The 19,366-nt window shown below is 59.3% G+C and carries 19 protein-coding genes; 13 read left to right on the top strand and 6 right to left on the bottom strand.

Translation table 11 applies throughout. The features are described 5' to 3' along the window. Nucleotides 1-418: 418 nt before the first annotated feature. Nucleotides 419-2,332 (top strand): ATP-binding cassette domain-containing protein, encoded by a 1,914-nt coding sequence (locus WA145_RS03450; RefSeq protein WP_422580228.1) that lies wholly within the window; start codon nucleotides 419-421, stop codon nucleotides 2,330-2,332. A 63-nt stretch (nucleotides 2,333-2,395) separates the two neighbouring features. Beyond that, the gene (locus tag WA145_RS03445; protein ID WP_422580227.1) at nucleotides 2,396-3,082 is read left to right on the top strand and encodes a DUF6901 family protein; all 687 of its coding nucleotides are present in this window, start codon (nucleotides 2,396-2,398) and stop codon (nucleotides 3,080-3,082) included. A gap of 30 nt (nucleotides 3,083-3,112) precedes the next feature. On the opposite strand, the gene WA145_RS03440 is transcribed toward WA145_RS03445, so the two are convergent. Next, a complete protein-coding gene (locus WA145_RS03440; RefSeq protein ID WP_167141227.1) occupies nucleotides 3,113-3,553 on the bottom strand; it encodes a universal stress protein in 441 nt (146 codons plus the stop codon). An 87-nt stretch (nucleotides 3,554-3,640) separates the two neighbouring features. Between WA145_RS03440 and WA145_RS03435 the strand changes: the two genes are divergently transcribed. Then, on the top strand, nucleotides 3,641-4,078 hold the full coding sequence (locus tag WA145_RS03435) for a hypothetical protein (RefSeq protein WP_422580226.1): 438 nt from the start codon (nucleotides 3,641-3,643) through the stop codon (nucleotides 4,076-4,078). Between the two features lie 243 nt (nucleotides 4,079-4,321). On the opposite strand, the gene WA145_RS03430 is transcribed toward WA145_RS03435, so the two are convergent. Then, nucleotides 4,322-4,714 (bottom strand): hypothetical protein, encoded by a 393-nt coding sequence (locus WA145_RS03430; RefSeq protein WP_422580225.1) that lies wholly within the window; start codon nucleotides 4,712-4,714, stop codon nucleotides 4,322-4,324. A 726-nt stretch (nucleotides 4,715-5,440) separates the two neighbouring features. Between WA145_RS03430 and fadB the strand changes: the two genes are divergently transcribed. From fadB to WA145_RS03400, 6 genes are all read left to right on the top strand, one after another. Next, on the top strand, nucleotides 5,441-7,588 hold the full coding sequence (fadB, locus tag WA145_RS03425; RefSeq protein ID WP_422580224.1) for a fatty acid oxidation complex subunit alpha FadB: 2,148 nt from the start codon (nucleotides 5,441-5,443) through the stop codon (nucleotides 7,586-7,588). 30 nt (nucleotides 7,589-7,618) lie between these two features. Then, on the top strand, nucleotides 7,619-8,794 hold the full coding sequence (gene fadA / locus WA145_RS03420; RefSeq protein ID WP_090248066.1) for an acetyl-CoA C-acyltransferase FadA: 1,176 nt from the start codon (nucleotides 7,619-7,621) through the stop codon (nucleotides 8,792-8,794). An 85-nt stretch (nucleotides 8,795-8,879) separates the two neighbouring features. Next, nucleotides 8,880-9,116 carry a DUF1653 domain-containing protein gene (locus tag WA145_RS03415; RefSeq protein WP_422580223.1) on the top strand — a complete coding sequence of 79 codons (237 nt, stop codon included), beginning with the start codon at nucleotides 8,880-8,882 and terminating at the stop codon, nucleotides 9,114-9,116. A 125-nt stretch (nucleotides 9,117-9,241) separates the two neighbouring features. Beyond that, nucleotides 9,242-11,851: a type I DNA topoisomerase gene (topA, locus tag WA145_RS03410; RefSeq protein WP_422580222.1), complete on the top strand. Its 2,610-nt coding sequence runs from the start codon at nucleotides 9,242-9,244 to the stop codon at nucleotides 11,849-11,851. Between the two features lie 82 nt (nucleotides 11,852-11,933). Next, nucleotides 11,934-12,452 carry a DUF6586 family protein gene (locus WA145_RS03405; protein ID WP_422580221.1) on the top strand — a complete coding sequence of 173 codons (519 nt, stop codon included), beginning with the start codon at nucleotides 11,934-11,936 and terminating at the stop codon, nucleotides 12,450-12,452. Between the two features lie 78 nt (nucleotides 12,453-12,530). Then, complete coding sequence (locus WA145_RS03400; protein ID WP_422580220.1) at nucleotides 12,531-12,764, top strand: hypothetical protein; 234 nt, start codon at nucleotides 12,531-12,533, stop codon at nucleotides 12,762-12,764. Between the two features lie 112 nt (nucleotides 12,765-12,876). Here the strand turns inward: WA145_RS03400 and sulA are convergent, their stop codons facing one another. Both sulA and lexA read right to left on the bottom strand, forming a co-directional pair. Beyond that, a complete protein-coding gene (sulA, locus tag WA145_RS03395) occupies nucleotides 12,877-13,353 on the bottom strand; it encodes an SOS-induced cell division inhibitor SulA (protein WP_422580219.1) in 477 nt (158 codons plus the stop codon). Nucleotides 13,354-13,363: 10 nt separating this feature from the next. After that, nucleotides 13,364-13,975, bottom strand: a complete 612-nt coding sequence (lexA, locus tag WA145_RS03390) for a transcriptional repressor LexA (protein ID WP_160084936.1) — start codon at nucleotides 13,973-13,975, stop codon at nucleotides 13,364-13,366. A gap of 272 nt (nucleotides 13,976-14,247) precedes the next feature. Between lexA and WA145_RS03385 the strand changes: the two genes are divergently transcribed. From WA145_RS03385 to WA145_RS03370, 4 genes are read left to right on the top strand one after another with little or no spacing between them, the layout of a single operon-like run. After that, the gene (locus WA145_RS03385) at nucleotides 14,248-14,955 is read left to right on the top strand and encodes a TetR/AcrR family transcriptional regulator (protein ID WP_422580218.1); all 708 of its coding nucleotides are present in this window, start codon (nucleotides 14,248-14,250) and stop codon (nucleotides 14,953-14,955) included. 46 nt (nucleotides 14,956-15,001) lie between these two features. Next, nucleotides 15,002-15,526 carry a L,D-transpeptidase family protein gene (locus WA145_RS03380; RefSeq protein WP_422580217.1) on the top strand — a complete coding sequence of 175 codons (525 nt, stop codon included), beginning with the start codon at nucleotides 15,002-15,004 and terminating at the stop codon, nucleotides 15,524-15,526. A 21-nt stretch (nucleotides 15,527-15,547) separates the two neighbouring features. After that, the gene (gene nagZ, locus WA145_RS03375; protein ID WP_422580216.1) at nucleotides 15,548-16,546 is read left to right on the top strand and encodes a beta-N-acetylhexosaminidase; all 999 of its coding nucleotides are present in this window, start codon (nucleotides 15,548-15,550) and stop codon (nucleotides 16,544-16,546) included. 9 nt (nucleotides 16,547-16,555) lie between these two features. Beyond that, nucleotides 16,556-17,293: an S-methyl-5'-thioinosine phosphorylase gene (locus WA145_RS03370; protein WP_422580215.1), complete on the top strand. Its 738-nt coding sequence runs from the start codon at nucleotides 16,556-16,558 to the stop codon at nucleotides 17,291-17,293. Between the two features lie 247 nt (nucleotides 17,294-17,540). Here the strand turns inward: WA145_RS03370 and WA145_RS03365 are convergent, their stop codons facing one another. Together WA145_RS03365 and WA145_RS03360 are read right to left on the bottom strand one after the other, a co-directional pair. Beyond that, the gene (locus tag WA145_RS03365) at nucleotides 17,541-18,308 is read right to left on the bottom strand and encodes an SDR family oxidoreductase (protein ID WP_422580214.1); all 768 of its coding nucleotides are present in this window, start codon (nucleotides 18,306-18,308) and stop codon (nucleotides 17,541-17,543) included. A gap of 33 nt (nucleotides 18,309-18,341) precedes the next feature. Further along, the coding region (locus WA145_RS03360) for a phosphotransferase family protein (protein ID WP_422580213.1) at nucleotides 18,342-19,366 on the bottom strand (1,025 nt) is incomplete at its 5' end.

Genomic DNA, 19,366 nt, shown 5'->3' with positions numbered 1-19,366 from the left:
GGAGGAAACCAACAGGCAGGACAGCAGGCTGAACAGGGGACCGCGCATGACACTTCCAGGCAAATAGTGCGTATGGCTCTAGCTTAGTCGTTTGCCTATGGGCGGTGAAGGCGCAAAGCGTTTCAACGCGTAATTGTCGGCATTCATCGCCGCCCTAGCGTGGATAAGCTGCGCTAGAGCGCTTGCCGGCCGAATAGCGGATAGCTGGGGCAGAATTTACCGCCTGTGCGGCTGAAATTGCCTGCTCGGCCTGTGCGCTTCTCGGTTAGAATGCGCGCCCTGTTTTGCGGGTGCCTTGGGCAGCTGCAGATGATTTTCTGGGTGTTTCAGGTTGCCGCTTTGCCCTGGATGCAACGAAGCCTGTTGCTCGGCTGCGGTTTTACCAGCTTCCACCCGTCGTTTTTTGTTGAGGCGTACCATGACCCTGCTCAAGTTCACCGATATTTCCCTGGCCTACGGCGCAATGCCGCTATTGGACAAGGTGTCTTGGCAGATCGCCCGTGGCGAGCGGGTGTGCATCATCGGCCGCAACGGTACCGGCAAGTCGAGCATGATGAAGCTGGTCAAGGGCGACCAGAAGGCCGATGACGGCGCCGTCTGGCGCGCACCAGGCCTGAAGATCGGCGAATTGCCGCAGGAATTGCCGCTGGCCGACGAGCGCACTGTGTTCGATGTGGTCGCCCAAGGCCTGGACGGTGTGGGTGAGCTGCTCGCGCAGTACCATCACTTGGCGCAGAACTGCGTCACCGAGGCCGATCTGGACAAGCTCATGCATGTCCAGCAGGACCTCGAAGCCCGTGACGGCTGGCGCTTGCAGCAACTGGTCGACAGCACCCTGAGCCGCCTGCAACTGCCGGCCGACAAGACCCTGGCCGAGCTCTCCGGCGGCTGGCGCCGCCGCGTGCTGCTGGCCCAGGCGCTGGTGTCCGAGCCGGATCTGCTGTTGCTCGACGAACCGACCAACCACCTGGATATCGGCGCAATTGCCTGGCTGGAAGAAGCTTTGACCGATTTTCAGGGAGCGGTGCTGTTTATCACCCACGACCGTTCCTTCCTGCAGAACCTGGCCACACGCATCCTCGAACTGGACCGTGGCGGTCTGATCGACTGGAACGGCGACTACGCCAGCTTTCTGGTGCACAAGGAAGCCACCCTGGCGGCCGAAGAGACGGCCAACGCGCTGTTCGACAAGCGTCTGGCCCAGGAAGAAGTGTGGATTCGCCAGGGCATCAAAGCCCGCCGCACCCGTAACGAAGGCCGCGTGCGTGCCCTCAAGGCCCTGCGCGTAGAGCGCAGCGAGCGCCGTGAGCGCACCGGCAAGGCCAATATTCAGCTGGAAACCGCAGAGAAATCCGGCAAGCAGGTGATGGTGCTGGAAAACGTCAGCTTTGCGCATCCAGGTGGGCCGTTCCTGATCAAGGACTTCTCCATGGTGCTGCAGCGCGGCGACCGCATCGGCCTGCTTGGCGCCAACGGCACCGGCAAAACCACGCTGCTCAAGCTGATGCTCGGCGGTTTGCAACCCACCAGCGGTGAAGTGGCCGAAGGCACGCGCATCGATGTGGCTTATTTTGACCAGTTGCGTCACCAGCTCGATCTGGAAAAGACCGTGATCGACAACGTCGCCGAAGGCCGCGACTTTATCGAGATCGACGGGCAGAACCGCCATGTACTCAGCTACCTCGGCGACTTCCTGTTTAGCCCGCAGCGTGCGCGCACACCGGTCAAGGCGTTGTCTGGCGGTGAACGGGCACGGCTCTTGCTGGCCAAGCTGTTCAGCAAACCGGCCAACCTGCTGGTGCTGGACGAACCGACCAACGACCTCGACGTAGAAACCCTGGAATTGCTGGAAGAAGTGCTGCTGACCTTCCCGGGCACCGTGCTGATGGTCAGCCACGACCGTGCCTTCCTCGACAACGTGGTCACCAGCACCCTGGTGTTCGAGGGCGAAGGGCGCGTGCGTGAATATGTCGGTGGTTATCAGGACTGGCTGCGTCAGGGCGGTTCGCCGCGCCTGCTCGGCGTTGGTGAAAGCAAAGCCGGCAAGCCTGAACTAGCCTCGGCAGTGGTCCCCGCACCGGTTGCTGCGGACCCTGTGGTGGCCGAGGCCAGCAAGAAAAAGCTCAGTTACAAGCTGCAGCGTGAGTTGGAAGCCATTCCAGGACAGATCGATGCGCTGGAGGCGCAGGTGGCCAACTTGCAGCAGCAGATCGGTGCGCCGAGTTTCTATCAGCAGTCGGCGGAAAACACCGCCGAGGTGCTGGCGAAATTGCAGGCCGTACAGCATGAGCTGGAACAGTTGGTCGAGCGTTGGGCCGAGCTGGAAGGCTAGGTCCGAAGGGCTGATCAGGTAACACGCTCAAACAGGATTTTGAGACCTTAGGCGGAGACAGTCATGACCATCGAATACCGCATCACTCTCGACGACAATCACCAGTTCAGCTACAGGATCGAGCTGGACCGGGTGTATCAGGCAGAGGCTGCGCAAAGCGCACCGGCCTGGACGCGTCTTGAATACCAGCAGTGCAGCAACTGCCCGTTGAGCAAGGATAACTTCAGCCATTGCCCGGCGGCTGTTGATTTGCACCGGGTGATCGAAGATTTCCATGGTCTGCCAGCGTTCAAGAAGGTGGCAGTGTGGGTGCATACGCCTGAGCGTGAATACAACAAGCAGGTGGGGCTGGAAGAGGGCCTGCGCGCGCTGCTCGGGGTGATCATGGCCACCAGTGCCTGTCCGCTGCTGGGTAAGCTCAAACCGATGGCGCAGCACCATCTACCGTTTGCCAATAGCCAGGAGTTTATTCTGCGCACGGTGTCGTTATACCTGACGCAGCAATACTTCAATTTGCGCGAGGGGCGTACTCCTGACTGGGAGCTGAAGGGGCTGGTGCGCATGTTTCAGCAGCTGCAGCTGGTCAATCAGGCGTTCTGGCAGCGCATTCACGCCACCTGCGAGGGGGATTCCAACCTCAAGGCGTTCCTGACCTTCTTCTCCATGGCATCGAGCATGACCTATTCGCTGGAAACCCAGCTGCAGAAGATACGCCCACTGGTCATGAGCTCACCCGATAGCGGTGAATAACACGGCGACGTTATTCACCCGCGTTTTGCGTTACTCGGCTTTTTTCAGGCGCACGGCCAGCACATCGCAGGGTGCGCCGTGCAGCACGTCGTTGGCCGTCGAGCCCAGCAACAGCGCCAGGCCGTGACGGCCGTGGCTGCCGACGACGATCAGGTCGCACTGCTGTTCTTCGGCCAGGCGATGAATTTCCTGACGCGGTTGGCCGTAGGCCAGGTGGCGATGCTCGGCGCTGAGATCAGGGTATTTGCCGGAAAACTTGTCGAGGCGCTCGCGAGCCTGGTCGAACTGCTGCTGCTGCAGCATCGACAGGTCCATCGGTACGTCGCCGCCAAAGGCCATGGCCATGGGCTCGACGATATGCACCACAGACAACTTGGCCCCGCTGCTGGCGGCCAGTTTCTGCGCACGATGCATAACCGGGTCGCATTCCTCGGTAAGGTCGACGGCGACCAGAATGTGCTGGTAGGGCATGGGGTAACTCTCCTTGCAAGTGGATCAATGCTTTTAGTATGGCCGTCCTGAGCGCTGATGACAGGCTTTTGCTGGTGAGATAACGATATGAGTCCCTGGTTTCTGCTTTTGCTCCTGGCTTTTTTGCTCAGCCCGCTGGCCTGGCTGGTGCCCTCGCGCCATCAGCGCGGGCAGATGGATGTACGTCTGCAGGCGCGGCGTATGGGCGTGGCCATGCAGTTGTCGCGCCAGGAGTGGCCGCATTGGCTGTTGCGGCAGCCGCCGCACGCCTGCCCGCAATACCACTGTGCACGCCGCCGCGGCGAGGTCGATAGCTGGTGCTACTGGCAGCTGGAGCCGGGGCAGTGGGTAAATAAATGGCGCGAGCCCTGCGCCGACCAGGCCTTGTTGGTGCAATTGCAGACGCTGCCGGCGGATGCATTCAAGGTCGAGGCGACCGATCAGATGCTCTCGGTATGCTGGGGCGAGCGGGGCGCTGGCGAGGCGCTGGAGAAAGTTGTTGCGTTTCTCCAGGCCAAAGCCTGAATAAAAGAAAGCCCAGTGCAAGCACTGGGCCTGAGTAGGGCCAGGCAGGCCGGTAAAACCAATGCGGATGGCGGTGGTCGCGATCAGAGGTTGGTGGCCGCGTATTGGCCGGAAATCTGTTCAATGCCCTGGATGATGGTGTTGGAGTACTTGTTCACCAGAAATGGCACGCTGTTTTCGTTGTAGTTGATCAGTGACTTTTCAATATAGCGCCATTTGCTGGCGATCCCTTCCCAGGATTGCTTAAGCTGCGATGTGTTCTTCGGGTCTTTTTTCCAGCGCCGCCATCTTGCTGGCGAATTCACTGACCAGCTCCTCAATCGGTCGCGCATCGCCGCCGCACGAGGCGCTGCGCGACGCGTAATCCACGGCAATGCCTTGCATCAGCATGCTCCGCTCGCGGTTGCACTGGGGCAGTGCCGGTACGCTGTAGCTGCCTTCCGGCTGAATCTTGCCATACAGCTCCTGGCTCAGGGTCATCAACTGCTGGTTGCGTACAGCAAGGTCGGTCACCGGTTGCAGGTCGGTATAACCCTGGTTCATTAATGTGCTGATCAGGTTGTTGAGGTCGATTGCAAATCCCTTCCATTGCTGATCAAGCTGCGAGCGCATGGCTTTCGTGCCTTCGCCGGGCATGTCCGTTAGCGCCGTCAGGTGGCTATTCACCTTGCTTAGCGAGTCGCTGATCATCCGCGTGTAGCATTGGTCACCTTCCATGCCGTTGAACATATGGAAGTCGCCAAGGGATTTCTGTGCAGCCAGGCGCAGCTGGTGCAGCTTCAGCAGGCTGCTGGCGGCATCTGCAGCCTGGGTCGCGGCGCTGAACAGGGGGAGGGTGATTGCGAGCAGGGTGTTTTAAACAATGCCAAGCATGCGGCTCGCCATGGGCGAAACTTCGTTCGCCCTTGATTGGCCTCTAAATTTTTTTGGCTGCGAGCCCTCTAAAACGGTCGTATTGAGGCGACTGTGCCTGCAGCTCAATCATTTTGCTAGGCGTGCGCTGGATCACGCTTTTCTTTGCGGAGTTAGCGATGTGGCCGTATATCGCTGCGGATGGCTGCCTGTTCGCTGCAGGATAATTCGCAGGCCGGCGTAAGCCTGAGCGTAATTTTTTGTACGCCTTTGCAGTCGCTACAGGCCAATTGACAAGTAGGGGCTTTTCCTTGAAGGTGTGCACACCCAAATCAAACGGGCGTATGAATTGAGCGTTTGCCTGTTAAGGCGGCGCCTATACAGTCCGATTATCGCGTCGGTGGGTGTGCCAGGCTAATTGGGGCTACTCTGAAACGGCTATGCCGTGGAGTAGCTTGCTGGTTGGCTCCGATGTGTACCGTTCAGCTTCCATACCGTGGAGATCAGTTGATGATTTACGAAGGTAAAGCCATCACGGTTAAGGCTCTTGAGAGTGGCATCGTCGAATTGAAATTCGACCTCAAGGGTGAATCCGTCAACAAATTCAACCGTCTTACCCTCAATGAACTGCGTCAATCCGTTGATGCGATCAAGGCCGATGGTTCGATCAAGGGCGTGATTGTCACCAGTGGCAAAGACGTATTTATCGTCGGTGCCGACATCACCGAGTTCGTCGACAACTTCAAGTTGCCGGACGAAGAACTGGTGGCTGGCAACCTCGAAGCCAACAAGATCTTCAGTGATTTTGAAGACCTCACTGTTCCGACTGTTGTCGCGATCAACGGCATCGCCCTGGGCGGTGGTTTTGAGATGTGCCTGGCCGCGGATTACCGCGTCATGGCCGAAAGCGCCAAAGTTGGCCTGCCGGAAGTTAAACTGGGCATCTACCCAGGCTTCGGCGGCACCGTGCGTCTGCCACGGGTTATCGGTACCGATAACGCCGTTGAGTGGATTGCCGGTGGTAAGGAAAACAAAGCTGCTGACGCCCTGAAAATGGGTGCAGTGGATGCCGTGGTTGCCGCTGACAAGCTGCAAGCCGCTGCCCTGGATCTGATCAAGCGCGCCATCTCCGGCGAGCTGGACTACAAGGCCAAGCGTCAGCCGAAGCTGGAAAAGCTCAAGCTCAACGCTATCGAACAAATGATGTGCTTCGAAACTGCCAAAGGTTTCGTCGCAGGTCAGGCTGGCCCGAACTACCCGGCGCCGGTTGAAGCGATCAAAACCATTCAGAAAGCCGCCAACTTCGGTCGCGACAAAGCGCTGGAAGTGGAAGCTGCTGGCTTCGTCAAACTGGCTAAAACCCCGGTTGCTGCCAGCCTGATCGGCCTGTTCCTGAACGATCAGGACCTGAAGAAGAAAGCCAAGCAGTACGACGAAATCGCCAAAGACGTGAAACTGGCTGCCGTACTCGGCGCTGGCATCATGGGTGGCGGTATCGCCTACCAGTCCGCTTCCAAGGGCACCCCGATCCTGATGAAGGATATCCGTGAAGAGGGTATCCAGATGGGTCTGGCCGAGGCGTCCAAGCTGCTCGGCGGTCGCGTTGCCAAAGGTCGTATGACTGCGGCGAAGATGGCTGAAGCCCTCACTGCGATTCGCCCGACCATGTCCTACGGCGACTTCGGCGCGGTCGACATCGTTGTCGAAGCCGTGGTTGAGAACCCGAAGGTCAAGCAGATTGTGCTGGCTGAAGTGGAAGGCGTGGTTAAAGAAGACGCAATCCTCGCGTCGAACACCTCGACCATTTCCATTAACTTGCTGGCCAAGGCCCTCAAGCGTCCGGAAAACTTCGTTGGCATGCACTTCTTCAACCCTGTGCACATGATGCCGCTGGTTGAAGTGATTCGTGGCGAGAAGTCCAGCGACGTAGCCGTGGCTACCACCGTTGCTTACGCCAAGAAAATGGGCAAGACCCCGGTTGTGGTCAACGACTGCCCAGGCTTCCTGGTCAACCGCGTGCTGTTCCCGTACTTCGGTGGCTTCTCCAAGCTGCTGGCATTCGGTGTGGACTTCGTGCGTATCGACAAGGTCATGGAGAAGTTCGGCTGGCCAATGGGCCCGGCGTACCTGTCCGACGTGGTCGGTATCGACACTGGTCACCACGGCCGTGACGTCATGGCTGAAGGCTTCCCGGATCGCATGGCGGTTGAAGGCCGTACCGCGGTTGACGTGATGTATGAAGCAGATCGCCTGGGCCAGAAGAACGGCAAAGGCTTCTACTCCTACGAAATGGACAAGCGCGGCAAGCCGAAGAAGGTTTCTGATCCGGTTGCCTACGACCTGCTCAAGTCCATCGTGACCGAGCAGCGTGAAGTGACTGATGAAGACATCATCAACTTCATGATGATTCCTCTGTGCATGGAAACCGTGCGTTGTCTGGAAGACGGCATCGTTGATACCGCAGCTGAGGCCGATATGGGTCTGATCTACGGCATCGGCTTCCCGCCGTTCCGCGGTGGTGCGCTGCGTTACATCGATACCGTCGGTGTAGCTGAGTTCGTTGCCCTGGCCGACAAATACGCCGAGCTGGGCGCGCTGTACACCCCGACTGCCAAGCTTCGCGAAATGGCCGCTAACGGCCAGAAGTTTTTCGGTTAATCGCGGTCAGACTAGAGCGAGAGTGAATTTATGAGCCTGAATCCTAGAGATGCAGTCATCGTCGACTTCGGTCGTACCCCGATGGGTCGTTCCAAGGGCGGCATGCATCGCAACACCCGTGCCGAAACCATGTCGGCCAACCTGATCAGCGGCGTGCTGGCACGTAACACCAAGCTGGATCCAGCTGAAGTGGAAGACGTGATCTGGGGCTGCGTTAACCAGACCCTGGAGCAGGGCTGGAACATCGCGCGCATGGCGTCGCTGATGACCCAGATCCCGCACACAGCTGCTGGCCAGACTGTAAGCCGCCTGTGCGGTTCGTCCATGAGCGCCCTGCACACTGCCGTGCAGGCGATCCAGACCGGCAACGGTGACGTGTTCGTCATCGGCGGTGTGGAGCACATGGGCCACGTTGGCATGATGCACGGCGTCGATCCAAACCCGCACCTGTCGCTGTACGCGGCCAAGGCCTCGGGCATGATGGGTCTGACCGCTGAAATGCTCGGCAAGATGCACGGCATCAGCCGTGAGCAGCAGGACGCATTCGGTGAGCGTTCGCACCGTCTGGCCCACAAAGCTACCGTCGAAGGCAAGTTCAAGGATGAAATCATCCCGATGCAAGGCTACGACGAGAACGGCTTCCTCAAGGTGTTCGACTACGACGAAACCATTCGTCCGGAAACTACCTTGGCAAGCCTGGCTGCGCTGAAGCCTGCGTTCAACCCGAAAGGCGGCACCGTGACTGCGGGTACGTCCTCGCAGATCACTGACGGCGCTTCCTGCATGATCGTCATGAGCGCCCAGCGCGCCCAAGACCTCGGCATTCAGCCAATGGCAGTGGTTCGCGCCATGGCCGTGGCTGGTGTTGATCCAGCGATCATGGGTTACGGTCCAGTACCGTCGACTCAGAAAGCCCTCAAGCGTGCTGGCCTGACCATCAACGACATCGACTTCTTCGAGCTCAACGAAGCCTTCGCGGCCCAGGCCCTGCCTGTGCTGAAGGATCTGAAAGTGCTCGATAAGATGGAAGAGAAGGTCAACCTGCACGGCGGCGCGATCGCTCTGGGTCACCCGTTCGGTTGTTCCGGCGCGCGTATCTCCGGTACCCTGCTGAACGTGATGAAGCAGAATGGCGGCACCTTCGGTGTTTCGACCATGTGTGTAGGTCTCGGCCAAGGTATCACCACCGTCTTCGAACGCCTGTAAGCTTCACCGGTGTAAGAGATGGAAAAACCGGGGCCAAGGGCCCCGGTTTTTGTTTATCAGCAGAAAATCTTCAAGGAATTCACCCATGCAGCTACAGCCTGGCCTCTACCGTCACTACAAAGGTCCTGAGTACCGTGTGTTTGGCGTAGCCCAGCATTCCGAAACGCAGCAGGCGATGGTGGTCTATCAGGCGCTGTACGGCGAGTTTGGCCTGTGGGTGCGACCGTTGGAGATGTTCTGCGAAAGTGTTGAGGTGGACGGCGAAACGGTTCCACGCTTTGCTTTGATTCAGGCTGAAACCGCACTGTTTACTCGGCCTTGAGCTGACATCGGGCCACTGCTGCGCTTGACCTCGGCCAGACCACCACTATATATAGCGGTGCCGCGCTAGCAGGCAGTACAGCGCCTCCCGCATTTATTTACCGAATTTCAGGAATTTTCCAATCCATGGGCAAATCGCTGGTCATCGTGGAATCCCCGGCCAAGGCCAAGACCATCAACAAGTACTTGGGCAACGAGTACGTGGTGAAGTCGAGCATCGGCCACATCCGTGACCTACCCACCAGTGGTTCGGCGAGTACCGCCAAAGAGCCGGTCAAGCGTGGCAAGGCCGCTGCAGGTGAAGTGCCGGCGCTGTCGCCCAAGGAAAAAGCCAAGCGTCAGCTGTTTGCCCGCATGGGGGTTGATCCCGAACACGGCTGGAAAGCCAAGTACGAGATCCTCCCAGGCAAGGAGAAGGTGGTCGAAGAGTTGCGCCGTTTGGCCAAGGATGCCGACACCATCTATCTCGCAACCGACTTGGACCGCGAGGGGGAAGCCATTGCCTGGCACCTGCGCGAATCCATCGGTGGTGACGACAGCCGCTACAAGCGTGTGGTGTTCAACGAAATCACCAAGAAGGCCATCCAGGAAGCGTTTTCCAAGCCTGGCGAGCTGGATATCAACCGGGTCAACGCCCAGCAGGCGCGGCGCTTCCTCGACCGCGTGGTGGGCTACATGGTCTCGCCGCTGCTGTGGGCCAAGATCGCCCGTGGTTTGTCGGCTGGCCGTGTGCAGTCGGTGGCGGTGAAGCTGGTGGTCGAGCGCGAGAAAGAAATCCGCGCCTTTGTCCCCGAAGAGTATTGGGAAGTCCACGCCGATCTGGGCACCGCCAAGGACGCCACCGTGCGTTTCGAAGTGGCCCGTGAGAACGGCACAGCCTTCAAGCCGCTGAATGAAGCCCAGGCCATGGCGGCCCTGGCTACGCTGAAAGCCTCTAGCTACAGCATCAGCAAGCGTGAAGACAAACCGACCAGCAGCAAGCCTTCGGCGCCGTTTATCACTTCCACCCTGCAGCAGGCCGCGAGCAACCGCCTGGGCTTCGGGGTGAAGAAGACCATGATGATGGCCCAGCGTCTGTATGAAGCGGGTTACATCACCTATATGCGTACTGACTCGACCAACCTCTCGGCAGACGCCGTGAGCATGGTACGTGGCTTTATTGAAAGTGAGTTCGGCAAGAAGTACCTGCCAGCCAACCCGATTGCCTACAGCAGCAAAGAGGGTGCCCAGGAAGCGCACGAAGCCATTCGCCCTTCCGACGTTAACCTCAAGCCGACCCAGCTGTCGGGCATGGAGCGCGATGCCGAGCGTCTGTATGAGCTGATCTGGCGCCAGTTCGTCGCCTGCCAGATGCCGCCGGCCGAGTACCTGTCGACCACCGTAACTGTCACCGCGGCGCAGTTCGAACTGCGCGCCAAGGGCCGTATCCTCAAGTTCGACGGTTACACCCGGGCATTGCCGCAGCTGAGCAAGCCGGGCGACGACGATGTACTGCCGGAAATGAATCAGGGCGAAGCACTCAAGCTGATCAAGCTTGATCCCAGCCAACACTTCACCAAACCACCGGCGCGCTACTCCGAAGCCAGCCTGGTCAAGGAGATGGAAAAACGTGGTATCGGTCGTCCGTCGACCTATGCGGCGATTATTGGCACCATCCAGGATCGCGGCTACGTGGCGCTGCACAACCGCCGTTTCTACTCGGAGAAGATGGGTGACATCGTCACCGAACGTCTGTCCGAGAGCTTCTCCAACCTGATGGACTATGGTTTTACCGCCGGTATGGAAGAACATCTGGATGACGTGGCCCAGGGCGAGCGCGAGTGGAAGCATGTGCTCGACGAGTTCTACGGTGACTTCAAGAAGAAGCTTGAGGTGGCAGGCGACAGCGATGGCGGCATGCGCGCCAACCTGCCGACCCTGACCGACATCCCTTGCCGGGATTGCAGCCGACCGATGACCATCCGTACCGCCTCAACCGGTGTGTTCCTCGGTTGCTCCGGTTATGCCCTGCCGCCGAAAGAGCGCTGCAAGGCCACCGTCAACCTAGTGCCGGGCGACGAGATTGCTGCGGACGACGAGGGTGAGTCCGAATCGCTGGTGTTGCTGGGTAAGCACCGTTGCCCGATCTGCGCCACCGCCATGGACGCCTACCTGCTGGATGAAACCCGTAAGTTGCATATCTGCGGCAACAACCCCGATTGCGCGGGTTATGAGGTGGAGCAGGGTCAGTATCGGATCAAGGGCTATGAAGGCCCGAGCCTGGACTGCGACAAGTGCGGCAGCCAGATGCAGCTGAAAACTGGTCGCTTCGGCAAGTTCTTCGGTTGCACCAACAGCGAGTGCAAGAACACCCGCAAACTGCTGAAAAGCGGTGAAGCGGCCCCACCGAAGATGGACCCGGTGAAGATGCCCGAGCTTAAATGCGAGAAGGTCAACGACACCTACATCCTGCGCGATGGCGCCTCGGGGCTGTTCCTGGCGGCTAGCCAGTTCCCGAAAAACCGCGAAACCCGTGCACCGCTGGTATTGGAATTGATTCCGCACAAGGATGAGATCGATCCCAAGTACCACTTCCTCTGTGATGCACCGAAAAAAGACCCGCAAGGTCGCGCCGCAGTGATCCGCTACAGCCGCAAGACCAAGGAGCAGTACGTGCAGACCGAAGTCGACGGTAAGCCGACTGGCTGGCGGGCGTTCTTTGATGGCGGCAAGTGGAAGGTCGAAGACAAGAGCTGATCAACAGCTGATGTAGTTCAACGCGCGCCTGCCGCTGGCTGGCGCGCGTATGCTTATCCAATCCGTTATGGAGGGCGCCGCAATGGCCAATGAACTCTATACCCGCACCAATCAGAAAATTTTCTATGCCGGCCTGGCACTGGAGTCCTGGCGCAAGGCTGAACAAGGCCAGAGCATGAATGCCTTGGCTTTGATTCAGGCTGAGCGCGAGGCTGCGTTGTTTCATTTGTACGGTGCATTGCTGGGCCTGTGTCATGAGATTGCCGGTTACTACCGTTTGCCGGACAGTGCCGCACCGCGTGCCGAGCGCTTTTTCACCGAGGAGGTGTTGCAGGCGGCGCCGAGCCAGGAGTTGGGTGAGCTGGTCGAGTTGGCAAAGTCGGCCGACAGCTGGGTTGCGCAACTGCTCAAGGCCTATGCCGAGCTGTTTCAGCCGCCGCAGGCCGGCAAGAAGGCCAAGCTCGATCCTGCTACGCCGTTGATTACCGCGGTCAGCCTGGATGAAGACGCCGCGCCCTTGGCGCAGGAGACGCTTGAGGCCTGGCGTCAGCAGTTGAAGGCTCTGGCACAGCGCTTTCGGCAAACCCTGAGCGAGTGGTAAGCGGTTGATTGGATCGGTGGGCTAGGGCGAGCCCGGGTCGGCTGTTACACTGTCGGCCTTTCGTGGAGAGCTAAGCCAATGCCTACATCATTCCTGGAAATTGTTGAATTGCCCGACGGGCGCATTGCCCTGCGTCGTGCAGAGGATGAAGAGTCACTGGTGGTGCTGGATTTCTCGGCCGATGCTAAGGCGTTTCTGCAGGGGCAGCATGTTGAGGTGGCCAAGGCCATGCTCAATGTCGGTGTGCAGATGGCGGGGCGCCTGGCGGAAAATAATTTCCAGCAGGAAGAAGGGTCGCGGGTTCTGCATTGATTGCGGAATTCTTTCAGATGTTGAGCTAGAGCGTTCTACTCGCCTTAGCTGTTTCTCGTATCAGCGTTCCACTGGCAGATACGCACATTCCTTGTGCGTGACCTCTGGCCAACTACCCCAGGCTGATATTCAGGCTTTGTGCCTTGCCTTGCCGTGCGGCACGCTCAAGTTGTTGTCGCGCCTGGCGTTCAAGTGGGTGCAGCCAGCTAACAACGGTGTGACTACGGCCCAGCGTCAAGGCCTGCTGCGCTAACTCCAGCGCACTCTGCTGGCCGCGTGGGTGCAGCAGCAGGATGCGTTCGCGGTTCAGGCCTGCCTCGCGTAGCCAGGTTTGGGTCAGGCTCGATGGCGGGGCGATCAGGGTCAGCCAGCGTGCGTCGAGCTTGTCGCTAAGCTCACGCAGGATCGGCGCGAGAAGATTCAGGCAGTGCCCGGCTGCACCGCGCAGCGACAGTTCACTGAATGCCTCTGTCTCATCATCCTGCCGGGGCAGCTCAGCGCAATCGGCAAGTAATGGCGTCACCGTCGATGCCAGAAACGCATCGAACAAAGGCAGTTGTGTACGGTTCACTGATTGCGGGAACTGCATAAATCCTCCACTAGCGGCGGATAACGCCGACGCTCAAACCTTCAATAATCAGGTCCTGTTCTTCCAGGTTTACTTCGATCGGTGCGAACTCCGGATTTTCCGCAATCAGCCAGACCTTGTTGCCTTCGCGCTTGAAGCGTTTGACGGTCACTTCATCGTCCAGGCGCGCCACCACCACTTGTCCGTTCCGTGCTTCGCGGGTGGTGTGCACGGCCAGCAGATCGCCATCGAAGATACCGATGTCTTTCATGCTCATGCCGCGTACGCGCAGTAAATAGTCGGCCTTGGGGTGGAAGAAGTCTGGATTGATCTTGCAGGACTCCTCGACATGCTGCTGCGCGAGAATCGGCGCACCTGCGGCGACGCGACCAATCACCGGCAAGCCTTCGTCTTCCTCGGCATTGGGCTCGAAGCCTGGAATGCGGATGCCGCGTGAAGCCCCCGGAGTCATTTCGATTGCACCTTTGCGGGCCAGGGCTTTGAGGTGCTCTTCCGCGGCGTTGGGGGATTTGAAGCCCAGTTTCAAGGCGATTTCCGCTCGGGTAGGCGGGTAGCCGTTGTCTTCAAGGCACTGCTTGATGAAGGCGAGAATTTCAGCTTGGCGCGGCGTCAGTTTTAGCATGGTCGGCTCTGTTTTTTTGTACAGTGACTGGGATTATATACAGTGATTGGCGATTGGCAATCCTTGGGTTCTGATCTCTACTCAATTGACCGCCCTATCTGCTATTGCAGCGCACTGTTACTCAGGCTGTTCACGGAGCGTCTAGCTAGGGTTAGCCTGTACCTTTAGCGGATGCTTGTGACCACCCGGCCACAAGATGGTTTGCCCGACTTGACAAGGCGGGCGGCTGAAACGTATGTTTCAAACAAGTGTTTGTTCAGATGAAAAGAGTCATGGCCCAGTCGGAAACCGTTGAACGCATTCTCGATGCGGCAGAGCAGCTTTTTGCGGAGAAAGGTTTCGCAGAAACTTCTCTGCGTTTGATCACCAGTAAGGCAGGAGTGAACTTGGCTGCGGTGAATTATCACTTCGGCTCGAAGAAGGCCCTGATTCAGGCGGTATTCTCGCGCTTTCTCGGGCCGTTCTGTGTAAGCCTGGAGCGTGAACTGGATCGCCGTCAGGCCAAGTCGGAAACCAAAGTCAGTCTCGAAGAGCTGCTTGAATTGCTGGTCGAGCAGGCGCTGGCAGTTAAGCCGCGCAGTGGTAACGATCTTTCCATCTTTATGCGTCTGCTGGGCCTGGCCTTCAGCCAGAGCCAGGGACACCTGCGCAAGTACCTCGAAGAGGTGTACGGCAAGGTGTTCCGCCGCTATATGCAGCTGGTGCATGAGGCCGCTCCGCGCATCCCGCCGCTGGAACTGTTCTGGCGCGTGCACTTTATGCTCGGCGCTGCGGCGTTCAGCATGTCCGGGATCAAGGCCCTACGGGCCATGGCGGAAACCGATTTCGGGGTAAATACCTCGATTGAGCAGGTGATGCGTCTGATGGTGCCGTTTCTGGCTGCAGGCATGCGTTCGGAAACCGGTCTGAGCGATGAAGCCCTGGCCAGCGCCCAGCTCAAACCGCGCACCAAGACTCCCGCTATGCCCAGCAAAGTTTGACCGCTGCGGGTGGGCTTGGTGGAGGCTATCCGCTAAGCTAGCCGCCATGATTGCTCTCGATTTTCTGCATATCTCCCTGGCTGATCAGTGTCTGTACGGCTTTGCCGACGGGCAGCTGTTGGTGCGTCTGCAGGTTTCCACCGCGCTGAATGGCGCGGGTGAACGCAATGGTTCCGGCTGTACGCCGCGCGGCCTGCACCAGGTGCGGGCGAAGATTGGCGAGGGTTTGCCGCTGGGTGCCGTGCTGCGCGGGCGGCGCTGGACCGGCGAGATCTGGTCGCCGGAGTTGCATGCGCAATTTCCCGGACGTGACTGGATCCTCACGCGCATTCTCTGGCTCAGTGGCTGTGAGCCCGGGCGCAATCGTCTGGGCGCTGTCGATACCTTTCGCCGCTATATCTACCTACACGGTACGCCGGACAGCGAGCCCATGGGCGTGGCGCTGTCGCATGGCTGCGTGCGTCTGCGCAACAGCGATTTGCTGGAGCTCTTTGCGCGTGTCCCGGTTCACTGTCCGGTACAGATTGACGAGGCCGCCTGCCCCGAGTGGTCGGTTGTGCCTCTTATTTAAGGACGAGTTGTGAGTTCACCCATGCAAGGTTCATTGATGCTGGATATAGCCGGCACCTGGCTGACGGCGGAGGATCGCCAGATTCTGCGCCAACCGCAGGTGGCAGGGTTGATTCTGTTTGCGCGCAATATCGAAGACCCGCGCCAGGTGCGCGAGCTGTCTGCGGCCATTCGCGCGGTGCGCCCGGATCTGTTGTTGGCGGTGGATCAAGAGGGCGGTCGCGTGCAGCGTCTGCGCCAGGGTTTTGTACGGTTGCCGGCGATGCGTGCGTTGGCCGATAACGCCGATGCCGAACACTTGGCCGAGCAGTGCGGCTGGATCATGGCTACCGAAGTGCTGGCCACAGGCTTGGACCTGAGTTTTGCCCCGGTGCTGGATTTGGATCATCAGCGCAGTGCCGTGGTTGGCAGCCGTTCTTTTGAGTCTGATGCGCAGCGTGCGACCTTGCTCGCAGGTGCTTTTATCCGTGGGATGAACGCTGCGGGTATGGCCGCCACCGGTAAGCATTTTCCTGGCCACGGCTGGGCTGAGGCAGATTCCCATGTGGCCATCCCGGTGGATGAGCGCAGCCTGGAGCAGATTCGCGCAGTCGATTTGCAACCCTTTGCCCAGTTGAGTCGGCAGTTGGCTGCGGTGATGCCCGCCCATGTGATCTACCCTCAGGTGGACAGCCAGCCAGCGGGGTTTTCCCGGCGCTGGTTGCAGGACATCCTGCGCGGCGAGCTGGCCTTTGCTGGGGTGATTTTTAGCGACGATCTGTCCATGGCCGGCGCCCATGTGGTGGGTGATGCGGCCTGCCGTATCGAGGCAGCACTGGCAGCGGGTTGTGACATGGGCCTGGTGTGTAATGATCGCGCAGCCGCCGAGCTGGCCTTGAGCGCTTTGCAGCGTCTCAAGGTGGAACCGCCGCAAGGACTGGCGCGGATGCGCCGGCAGGCCTTCCCGGGTATTGAGTATCGGCAGAGCCCGCGTTGGTTGGCAGCACTTGCCAGCCTGCGCGATGCGCAATTAATCGACTAGGAGTAAGGGATGACGGTTTACGCGATTATCGGTGGTACCGGCCTGACCAAGCTGGACGGGCTGACCATCCAGGCGGCGCTGCATATCGATACACCCTATGGCGCGCCCTCTGCGGCGGTACTCAAGGGCGACTATGCCGGCCGAGAAGTGCTGTTTCTCGCCCGTCATGGCCATCCGCACCGCATTCCACCGCATCAGGTCAACTACCGCGCCAACCTCTGGGCGCTGCGTGAGGCCGGGGCCAAAGCGATCATCGCCGTAAATGCGGTGGGCGGGATTCACCCGGCCATGGGCACCGGGCACTTCTGCCTGCCGCACCAGATCATCGATTACACCTATGGGCGCGAGCACACCTATTTCGAGGGTGAGCTGGAGCATGTTACCCATGTGGATTTCAGTCATCCCTATGACGCCGGGTTGCGCACCAAGCTGGCCAACGCCCTGGCTGCCGAACATTGTGCGTTCAGCAATCACGGCCTGTATGGCTGTACCCAGGGGCCGCGGCTGGAAACCGTCGCCGAGATCGCGCGAATGGAGCGCGATGGTTGCGACATCGTCGGCATGACCGGTATGCCGGAAGCGGTGTTGGCCCGTGAGTTGGCCTTGCCCTATGCCTGCCTGGCGCTGGTGGTAAACCCGGCCGCGGGCAAGTCCCGCGCGCTGATCACCATGGCGGAAATCGAGCGTGCTTTGGAAGAGGGAATGGGCACGGTCAAGGCCGTGTTGGCACGGGTGCTGGCTAGCTGACTAGGCCGTGCTGCTGTATGTGTTGGGTGCCGATGGCATTGCTTGACGAACGCCCATACTGCGGAAAATCGAGCCGAATTGGTTTCCCTCAAGGCCGTATGCTTCAACCTCGCCTATGGCTTGCCCCATCGACGTGGTGAGCGGTTCTATCCCCGTGGCATAAGGTTCAAATCAGTAAAATTTCCAATCAAAAATAAAAATGCCAGTCAGCTTAACTGACTGGCATTAATTTATTGGATAGGTTTTCTCAGGAGAGAAAGCCACCGTCCACATTCAGCGCCACACCGGTGGTGTAGCTGGAGGCATCGCTGGCCAGGTACAGCACGGTGCCGGCCATTTCGCTTGGGGCTGCTACGCGCTTGAGCGGGATACGCTGCAGGGCGAGGTTGAGGATGGCGTCATTCTTCACCAGCGCCGAGGCGAACTTGGTGTCGGTCAGACCCGGCAACAGGGCGTTGCAGCGAATACCGAACTGCGCGCATTCCTTGGCGAAGACCTTGGTCATGCTGATCACGGCAGCCTTGGTCACCGAGTAGATACCCTGGAACTCGCCCGGCGAGACCCCGTTGATCGAGGCGACGTTGATGATGCTGCCACCACCGCCTGCCTTCATCAGCTTGCCGCCTTCGATGGACATAAAGTAGTAGCCGCGGATGTTCACATCGACGGTCTTCTGGAATGCGCCCAGGTCGGTGTCCAGCACGTTGCAGAACTGCGGGTTGGTGGCGGCGTTGTTGACCAGGATGTCGAGGCGGCCGAACTGTTCCTTGATCTGCGCGAAGACATTGCTGATCTGCTCCATTTCACCAATGTGGCAGGCAATGGCTGTGGCTTGGCCACCGTCGGCGATGATCGCGTCGGCGACTTTCTGGCAATCGTCGATCTTGCGGCTCGAGACGATCACGTGAGCGCCTTGCTGGGCCAGCAGTTTGGCAATGGCTTCACCGATGCCACGGCTGGCGCCGGAGACGAAAGCGATCTTGCCGTCGAGGTCGAACAGTTGGGTCTTGGACATGCGGTTCCCCTTATCTGAAGGCGTTAGGCCGGATTACAGCTGCGATTTATTGATAACTTGCAGGCTCATCTGCTCCAGCAGCTTGTTCATGTGAATGAACTGCGCGAAGCGTTTGTCCTGGGTCTGACCATGGAAGTAGCGGTAGTAGATCTGCTGCACGATGCCGGCCAGGCGGAATAGGCCGTAGGTGTAATAGAAGTCGATGCTCTTGATTTCGATGCCCGAGCGTTCGGCGTAGTAGTCGGCGAACTCCTGGCGCGTCAGCATGCCCGGCGCATTGCTCGGCTGGCGGCGCATCAGCTGGACCGGTGCCGAGTCGCCGGCTTCGATCCAGTAGGCGAGGGTGTTGCCCAAGTCCATCAGCGGGTCGCCGATGGTGGTCAGCTCCCAGTCCAGCACGCCGATGATCTGGCTGGGGTTCTGCGGGTTGAGGATCACGTTATCGAAGCGGTAATCGTTATGCACGATGCCGGGCTTGTGGTGGTCGGCGGGCATCTTGTCCTTGAGCCAGGCCTTGACCGGTTCCCACAGCGGCGCGTCGGGGGTCAGGGCCTTGTCGTAGCGATCGCTCCAGCCGCTGATCTGGCGTTTTACATAGCCTTCCGGCTTGCCCAAATCGCCCAGGCCGCAGGCCTGATAGTCGACGTTGTGCAGTTCGACCATCTTGTCGATAAAGCTCTTGCACAGCTCGCGAGTCTGCTCGGCGCTGAAGTTCAGCTCGGCCGGCATGTCCGAACGCAGGATGATGCCGTTGACCCGCTCCATCACATAGAACTCGGCGCCGATCACCGACTCATCGATGCAGTGCGCAGAGGCTTTCGGGCAGTAGGGGAAGCCGGCGTGGAGCTGGTTGAGGATGCGGTACTCGCGGCCCATGTCGTGGGCGGATTTGGCCTTGTGGCCAAAGGGTGGGCGGCGCAGGACGAATTCATGGTTGGGGTATTCCAGCAGGTAGGTCAGGTTCGAGGCGCCGCCAGGAAACTGGCTGATGCGCGGCGCGCCCGCCAAACCGGGGATATGCGCCTTGAGGTACTGGTCGATGACCGCGGCGTCGAGTT

It is taken from the genome of Pseudomonas sp. (assembly GCF_049301935.1).
In the GTDB taxonomy this organism is placed as follows: domain Bacteria; phylum Pseudomonadota; class Gammaproteobacteria; order Pseudomonadales; family Pseudomonadaceae; genus Aquipseudomonas.
This window is presented reverse-complemented; position numbering and strand designations above follow the sequence as displayed.

Coding starts and splice junctions, on each gene's coding strand:
- lexA (WP_160084936.1), bottom strand. CDS start 13,975: ATGCTAAAACTGACGCCGCGCCAAGCTGAAATTCTCGCCTTCATCAAG.
- fadA (WP_090248066.1), top strand. CDS start 7,619: ATGAGCCTGAATCCTAGAGATGCAGTCATCGTCGACTTCGGTCGTACC.
- WA145_RS03405 (WP_422580221.1), top strand. CDS start 11,934: ATGGCCAATGAACTCTATACCCGCACCAATCAGAAAATTTTCTATGCC.
- WA145_RS03385 (WP_422580218.1), top strand. CDS start 14,248: ATGGCCCAGTCGGAAACCGTTGAACGCATTCTCGATGCGGCAGAGCAG.
- fadB (WP_422580224.1), top strand. CDS start 5,441: ATGATTTACGAAGGTAAAGCCATCACGGTTAAGGCTCTTGAGAGTGGC.
- WA145_RS03445 (WP_422580227.1), top strand. CDS start 2,396: ATGACCATCGAATACCGCATCACTCTCGACGACAATCACCAGTTCAGC.
- nagZ (WP_422580216.1), top strand. CDS start 15,548: ATGCAAGGTTCATTGATGCTGGATATAGCCGGCACCTGGCTGACGGCG.
- WA145_RS03380 (WP_422580217.1), top strand. CDS start 15,002: ATGATTGCTCTCGATTTTCTGCATATCTCCCTGGCTGATCAGTGTCTG.
- WA145_RS03370 (WP_422580215.1), top strand. CDS start 16,556: ATGACGGTTTACGCGATTATCGGTGGTACCGGCCTGACCAAGCTGGAC.
- WA145_RS03415 (WP_422580223.1), top strand. CDS start 8,880: ATGCAGCTACAGCCTGGCCTCTACCGTCACTACAAAGGTCCTGAGTAC.
- WA145_RS03400 (WP_422580220.1), top strand. CDS start 12,531: ATGCCTACATCATTCCTGGAAATTGTTGAATTGCCCGACGGGCGCATT.
- WA145_RS03430 (WP_422580225.1), bottom strand. CDS start 4,714: ATGCCCGGCGAAGGCACGAAAGCCATGCGCTCGCAGCTTGATCAGCAA.
- WA145_RS03365 (WP_422580214.1), bottom strand. CDS start 18,308: ATGTCCAAGACCCAACTGTTCGACCTCGACGGCAAGATCGCTTTCGTC.
- WA145_RS03435 (WP_422580226.1), top strand. CDS start 3,641: ATGAGTCCCTGGTTTCTGCTTTTGCTCCTGGCTTTTTTGCTCAGCCCG.
- WA145_RS03450 (WP_422580228.1), top strand. CDS start 419: ATGACCCTGCTCAAGTTCACCGATATTTCCCTGGCCTACGGCGCAATG.
- sulA (WP_422580219.1), bottom strand. CDS start 13,353: ATGCAGTTCCCGCAATCAGTGAACCGTACACAACTGCCTTTGTTCGAT.
- topA (WP_422580222.1), top strand. CDS start 9,242: ATGGGCAAATCGCTGGTCATCGTGGAATCCCCGGCCAAGGCCAAGACC.
- WA145_RS03440 (WP_167141227.1), bottom strand. CDS start 3,553: ATGCCCTACCAGCACATTCTGGTCGCCGTCGACCTTACCGAGGAATGC.